Genomic DNA, 6250 nt, shown 5'->3' with positions numbered 1-6250 from the left:
GGCACAGCCACGAGACGTACTCCTTCGGCATCTGGTGCCGTGGCCGATTCGCTCGGCGCCGAGCCCCTCGATGACCTCCCAGATGGTCTCGGGCCCGGTCATCTCGCCGCCGTGCGGCACGCTGTGCAGGCCCGCCGCCACGGCCGCCCGGAACGCGTCCCTGAAGGCGTCGCGATACGCGGGACGCTCCTGCTCGATGCCGGCGAGCCCGAAGCCGACCAGGGCCTCGGGCGGCTCGTTCAGCGCGTGGTCGAGCGTCGCCCGGGTGCCTTCCAGCCCGTACTCGCCGGGGATGTCGAAGATGTAGCCGACCCGCACGCCGTGCTCCAGCGCCTGCCGTGCCGCCACGTCCAGGGCCTCGGTTATGGCGCGCCTGGACATGCCCACCCGCTGGTGGGAGTACGGCGTGACCGTCAGCTCGAAGTACCTGACGTTCTGGGCGGCGAGGTCGCGCGCGGCGCCGGTGACGAGGGTGGCGACGTCCTCAGGTTCCCGGACGAGGCCGTTGACGCCCTCGTAGATCTGGGCGAAGTGGGGGAAGTCCCGGAACTCGTAGAAGGCGCGCAGCTCCTCCTCGCCGGTGGGCACCGGGCTGCCCGGATACCTCCGGGAGAGTTCCAGGACGGTGGGCACCGACGCGGATCCGATCAGGTGGATGTGGAGTTCGACCTTGGGCAGGGCCGCGATGAACGCTTCGGTGGATGGGGGGATCTCTGTCATACCACTCGACCCTAAGCAGCCCCGCGACCCGCACGAAAGGGATTTATCCGGAATCTCACACGATCCTGTTAGATTCACGTCGGTCAGGGGCGGACGGCGGCCAGGAGCCGGTTGTTCCCGTTCTGCCAGAGCGTTCCGATCTCGGCGAAGCCCGCTCCGCGCAGCGCGGTGACGTGCGTCGAGAGGTTCCCCGACTCGGAGCCGTGGTGCGCGGCGGCGACCCTGCGCTCCCGCTCGGCGTGGAGGCCGGACAGGATCGGGTCCGCGTCGACCGCCGCCCACCACTGACGCCAGTCCTCGGGCATGCCCTCGGTGAAGCGCCGCCGGGTCGCCCGGTCGTAGATCGCGTGCTCGATCTTCGCCAGCGCCGGTGAGACGTCTTCCACGTCGAGGTGGTCACCGTTGAGGAACAGCCCCCCGGGACGCAGCACGAGGGACAGCTCGGCGAACATCGTGCGGAGCCCGGCTTCGGACAGCCAGTGAAGCGCGGTGGTGGTGACCGCCACGTCCACCGGGCGGTCGAGACGCAGGGTGGAGGCCCATCCGGCCGCACGCAGGTCGAGGTCCTCGAACCGCAGGCCGGACCTTCCGTCGTGGCACGCGCGCCCGAGGGCCAGGAGCAGCGGATCGGCGTCGATCGCGACGACCGTGGCGTCGGGGAGGCGGTCGAGCAGGCGGGCGGCGAGCGAGCCGGGCCCGCAGCCGAGGTCGAGGACCAGCGGGTCGGGCCGTCCGGCGCCGGCCTCCACGGCGTCGATCAGGGCGGTGAACCGCTCCTCCCGGTCGGGCAGGTAGCCCTCCTGCTGGCGGTCCCATCGCGCGATCCAGCCCTGCGCCACCTCACGAGAAAGAGCCGGCATGGAAGCCTCCTTGTAACTGTTGTTTATACTTTGAATAGTGACAAGCCTAGAGGGCGACGCGTAACGGGTCAAGGCACGTTCGACAGTTACTCCCTGCCGCGACCGGCCGTACGTCCCGGCGCCCTACCGCCGTGGCCGGCGCTTGTCACGGTCTCCCGTGACCGTCTTGGGCTAGGTTGATGGTCGCGAGTTCCGACGCGAGGATGTAACTGGTCAAAGTGAACTTCAACAGCCACTCCGACGCCGTGGTGGCGGTCGCGGCGTCCCTCATCAACACCCTGACGGCGGGCGAGGCGCGCGGCAGGCCGTACGCCCTCCCCCCCGAGGGTCCCGAGCGGCGCGCGGCGGTCACCGCCGCCCTGCGCACGGGCAGCCGGCGCGCCCGCGAGGCGACCGACGCCGAGGCGCGCGACCTGGCCGCCGTCGCCACCGAGCTGCGCGTGGTCTTCGCCGCGGTCGAGGCGGGCGACGTCGACACCGCCGCCGAGCAGGTGAACCGCCTGCTCGAACGGTTCCAGGCGCACCCCCACCTCGATCGGCACGACGGGGAGCCCTGGCACCTGCACTTCCACGGGAAGGGCGAGAGCCGGTCCGACGAGTGGGCGGCCTCTTGCGCCACCGGCCTCGCCATCGTGCTCGGCAGCGAGCTGCACGACCGGCTGGGCGTGTGCACCGCGCCGCACTGCGACCGCGTCTACGTCGACGTCTCGCGCAACGGCACCCGCCGTTTCTGCTCCACCGCCTGCCAGAACCGCGTCAAGACCGCCGCCTTCCGCGCCCGCGCCGGCCGCGAATAGCCTCCCCGAGGGTCTCGCGGACCGCGCCTCGTTTCAAAGCGAGGTAAAGCAATGGTCACGCTAAGTGTCGATCCGAATACAACGGGAACAGAAGGAAAGATCACATCGAACGGCGGCGAGCCGTTCGCCTGGCAGGCGGTCAGTCTCCGAGAACATGCCCCCCGGAGGCGCGGGCCGTCACGCCGCGAAGCTCCATGGGGGGAAGAAGTGGCTGTACGGAGTCCTCGATCCGTCGCCGTACCGGCGGCGGCGGCATTTCTCGCGGTGGCGCTGCTCGGCGGCTGCGGCGGTCACAAGACCGCCGTCGTGACGCCCGAGAACGCGGTCGCCACCAGCCCGGCCGCCCAAGCGCCACCGGCCGGCGCCCAGCCGTCGGCGGGCACCGACACCGAGTACAACGCCGAGTGCCCGACGGGAGGCAACGCCAAGCCGTTCGCCAAGACCCGCTTCGCTCTGCACGCGGGCCTCGCTCTCGGGGCCTTCCACCGGTACATCTACAAGCCGCTGCGCAGCGGCGGCTTCAACGCCGGGGCCGAGAAGCGCAAGCGCACCTTCGTGAAGGCGGCCGTGGCGGGCGTCTTCGCCCTGCACGAGCTGAAGGTCGCCAAGGGCTTCGCGGTGGCCAACCCCACGCTGTGCAAGGCCGTGGAGGGCGTCAGCAGCAAGTTCACCAGCCTCACCGACAAGCTCAAGGGCGGCACCGCCACGGAGGCCGACCTGGACACCAGCAAGTCGTCCATGGACGGCCTGCAGAAGGACGCCTCGAAGACCGGCTACGACTTCAAGGAGCAGAACGTCACCGTTCCCGGCGCCGGCTGACGACCCTCCCGTCTCCGTCCACCTGGCATTGGGGTTGTCGCGATGCCGCTCAGTCCGTGATCGTCGCAGGGATGCTACCCGCGAGGTAGGACATAACTGAGCATCGCCGGCCGATCCATGGTGGGGCCGTACGGCAGGAGGAGACACCGCGGATGATCGTCAACGTCACCGTCTGGGGCGAGAACTACCACGAGCCGCGAGAGGAGGACGTGCGCCGGCGCTACCCCGACGGGATCCACGGCGCCATCGCGGCGGGGCTGGCCGAGCACCTGGGAGACCGCGTCAAGGTGCGCACGTCCGTCCTCGGGGACCCCGAGTGCGGCCTGCCGGAGAAGGACCTGTCCGAGACCGACGTGCTGGCCTGGTGGGGGCACATGGCCCATGAGGAGGTGCCGGACGAGGTCGTCGAGCGCGTACGGCAGCGCGTGCTCGGCGGCATGGGCCTGCTGGTGCTGCACTCCGGGCACTACTCGAAGATCTTTCGTGCGCTCATGGGAACCACGTGCACGGTGAACTGGCGCGACGCGGGCGAACGCGAGCTTGTCTGGACGGTGAACCCCGCCCACCCGATCGCCCGCGACGTTCCCCATCCCCTGGTCATCGACCAGGACGAGACCTACGGCGAGCCGTTCGGCATCCCCGAGCCCGACGAGCTGGTGTTCATCAGCTCCTTCAGCGGTGGCGAGGTGTTCCGTAGCGGCTGCTGCTATCGCCGGGGCAACGGCCGCGTCTTCTACTTCAGCCCCGGCGACCAGGGATACCCGGTCTACCACCACCCGGATGTCCGGCGCGTCCTGGCCAACGCGGTGCTGTGGGCCGCACCCGAGAACGGAACCGGCGAACCACTGCGGAACGCGCACATCCCCGCCCCCGATAGAGGGCTACGACCCGGGAGCCGAGGCTAGGCCGCGAGGAGACTGTCGTACCGGCCGGCGAACTCCGATGACTCCCCCGCCACCGCCCGCAACGGCGCCAACTCTCGCAGCGTCCGCCGGGACCCGCTCATTTGCGAAAGCAGATTCAACCCCTCGTTCAACGACTCCTGCTTCGCTCCCGAAGCCAGTAGCGCATTGGCCAGACAGGAACGGTAATAGAGCCGGTTCCGGTCGCCTATCGCCGAATCGGCCAGCAAACGCTGGAAGCGGTCGACAGCGCGAACGGGCTTGTCGAGGGTCATCGAGGTCAGCCCCTCGAAATAGGTCAGCGTGGTCTCGCTCACGAAACCGGTCCAGGCCGGATCGTCCTCATGAGTCCCGTGTTCCACCTCTCGCCACGCCGTCGCGATGGCCCTGCGACACGCGATCTGGTCGCCCAGAGTGGCGTGAGCGACGGCCTCGCGTACGGCGAGAAGCGCGTGCACCCGAGGGGTCGCCCACCTGCGAGCGGCCTCCCTTCCCACCGCGACGGAGTGCAGTGCCTCACGCGCCCGACCCGGGTACGTCCGCGCCAGTCGTATGGCCTGCATCGCCAGATATGACGTGACGTTCACGCGAAGCCGCTCGTCACCGGCGTGGCCCGCGTACATGTAGGCCTCGGCGTACAGCTGCCGGGCGAGGTTCTGGTCATCCACGTCGTAGGCGAGCCAACCGGCGCACACGCACAACTCACCGGCCGTTGACAGCAGCCGGCGACCGATCGATTCGGTGAAATCGGCTTCGTCGAGCATTCGCCGTACTCTGGCGAGTAGGTGAAGGGCGGGGGCGAGCAGCATGCCTCCGCCTATTCGCTGGTCATCGGAGTAAAGACGTTGAATCGTGGCGTTGAGATGCTTGATGTGGGGGGCTTCGACCCGGGTCGGAATGGTCACGGAGGCCCATCCGATGCCCGCTGCGAAACCACCTGCGAGAACTCCGTTGAAGTGGCGGCGGTCCATCTCCATATCCTGATTTATGCCCGCAACAGCCGCGTCTGCCACCGGATCACCGGCAATCAGGGGCATGAGAGCGTGGCGCGGCATGCCGACGGCGTCCGCGAAGTGGAGGAGTTCTCGGATGTCGTAGATCGTGTCGCGCTCACCGCTCTCGACGCGGGCGACCGTGCTCTGCGACCAGCCCGTCAGACCGGCGAGATCGAGCTGGCTCAGCCCCATCGCCGCGCGGACGATCGCGACGAACGCGGCCAGGTCGGCCGAGGCCAGCGCCTCGCGCATCGGCAGGCAGTCCCACAGCCACGCCGGTGTGACGGGCCGCGCGCCACGGGTCGCCCGCAGGCAGGGAGCGCACACCGGGTCGCGGCTGTAGCGGCTCAGCACCGTCCTGCGGCATCCCGGACACAACCGCTCCCCCATGCGACTGAGTCCTTTCTCGCGAAGCCCGTCAGGCGCGTCACCGTAGGAGAATCCGACGGCGCTCGCGATGCCAATCTGTCATAACCCGGTGTCACCGATCAATGACGGGGCGGCGTTTCCCGCAAGGCCCTCCCACCGGACGCTGACACCCGCCCGCGAAAGGGCGCGGTGCCGGTGAGAGAAGGGATCGGGATGCTTTCCGTTGAGCGCGTGAGCCATGTCTTCGTGGTGCTCTCCACGATCGAACAGGTGCCCCTGGCCAGGCGTGAGACGGTGAGCACGCTCGCCTCCTGGGGCGTCGACCAGGAGACCGCCTTCACCGCGAGCCTCATCGTGACGGAACTGGTGACGAACGTCGCCGAGCACGCCGCCGCGGAGTCTCCCACCGCCACGGTCATGCTGGCCGCCGACGCGCGCTGGCTCACGGTGGCCGTCCACGACACCCACCCGCGCCTGCCCCGCGCGCTGGCCACGTCCCACGACGACGGCGGCCGGGGACTAAGAATGGTGATGCTCCTCACCGAGGAGGCGGGAGGACAACACACCGTCGAGCCCACGACCTCAGGCGGCAAACACATCGTCGTCCACCTCCCACGCCCTTCGAGAGCTTGACGGATAGTCCTGGCCGCCTAGGAGCTGTTTGACGTTCGGATCTTGGTGGGGTCCGGTAGCCAGGGCCCCGGCGAGTTTGTGATTTGGTCAGCTTGATTCCCTCACTTCCATCTTGAACAGATTGAGGGTGCGTCGGTGGCTGTAGACGTGGTGGC

7 protein-coding genes are annotated in these 6250 nt (G+C 69.0%); 4 read left to right on the top strand and 3 right to left on the bottom strand.

All coding sequences use genetic code 11. The features are described from left to right. Both AB0B89_RS34150 and AB0B89_RS34145 read right to left on the bottom strand, forming a co-directional pair. Positions 1 to 720: adenosine deaminase (locus AB0B89_RS34150; protein WP_358561185.1), on the bottom strand; the 720-nt coding region annotated here is incomplete at its 3' end. A gap of 83 nt (positions 721 to 803) precedes the next feature. Continuing rightward, positions 804 to 1580, bottom strand: coding sequence for a class I SAM-dependent methyltransferase (locus tag AB0B89_RS34145; protein WP_358561182.1), 777 nt, complete (start codon positions 1578 to 1580; stop codon positions 804 to 806). Between the two features lie 218 nt (positions 1581 to 1798). On the opposite strand from AB0B89_RS34145, the gene AB0B89_RS34140 reads away from it, so the two are divergent. The 3 genes from AB0B89_RS34140 to AB0B89_RS34130 all read left to right on the top strand — a co-directional run bounded on the left by AB0B89_RS34140 (position 1799) and on the right by AB0B89_RS34130 (position 4101). Next, positions 1799 to 2377 carry a CGNR zinc finger domain-containing protein gene (locus AB0B89_RS34140; RefSeq protein ID WP_358561180.1) on the top strand — a complete coding sequence of 193 codons (579 nt, stop codon included), beginning with the start codon at positions 1799 to 1801 and terminating at the stop codon, positions 2375 to 2377. A 207-nt stretch (positions 2378 to 2584) separates the two neighbouring features. Then, complete coding sequence (locus AB0B89_RS34135; protein ID WP_358561177.1) at positions 2585 to 3196, top strand: hypothetical protein; 612 nt, start codon at positions 2585 to 2587, stop codon at positions 3194 to 3196. Positions 3197 to 3348: 152 nt separating this feature from the next. After that, positions 3349 to 4101, top strand: coding sequence for a ThuA domain-containing protein (locus AB0B89_RS34130; RefSeq protein ID WP_358561174.1), 753 nt, complete (start codon positions 3349 to 3351; stop codon positions 4099 to 4101). On the opposite strand, the gene AB0B89_RS34125 is transcribed toward AB0B89_RS34130, so the two are convergent. After that, positions 4098 to 5483, bottom strand: coding sequence for a helix-turn-helix transcriptional regulator (locus AB0B89_RS34125; RefSeq protein WP_358561171.1), 1386 nt, complete (start codon positions 5481 to 5483; stop codon positions 4098 to 4100). The two genes, AB0B89_RS34130 and AB0B89_RS34125, sit on opposite strands and share 4 nt — an antisense overlap. A 210-nt stretch (positions 5484 to 5693) precedes the next feature. On the opposite strand from AB0B89_RS34125, the gene AB0B89_RS34120 reads away from it, so the two are divergent. Continuing rightward, complete coding sequence (locus AB0B89_RS34120) at positions 5694 to 6095, top strand: ATP-binding protein (RefSeq protein ID WP_358561168.1); 402 nt, start codon at positions 5694 to 5696, stop codon at positions 6093 to 6095. Positions 6096 to 6250: the final 155 nt, after the last annotated feature.

Source organism: Sphaerisporangium sp. NPDC049002, assembly GCF_040649355.1.
Classification (GTDB): domain Bacteria; phylum Actinomycetota; class Actinomycetes; order Streptosporangiales; family Streptosporangiaceae; genus Sphaerisporangium.
This window is presented reverse-complemented; position numbering and strand designations above follow the sequence as displayed.

Excerpts from the sequence above, each read along its gene's own strand:
- AB0B89_RS34125 (WP_358561171.1), bottom strand. The coding sequence starts at position 5,483 with ATGGGGGAGCGGTTGTGTCCGGGATGCCGCAGGACGGTGCTGAGCCGC.
- AB0B89_RS34130 (WP_358561174.1), top strand. The coding sequence starts at position 3,349 with ATGATCGTCAACGTCACCGTCTGGGGCGAGAACTACCACGAGCCGCGA.
- AB0B89_RS34145 (WP_358561182.1), bottom strand. The coding sequence starts at position 1,580 with ATGCCGGCTCTTTCTCGTGAGGTGGCGCAGGGCTGGATCGCGCGATGG.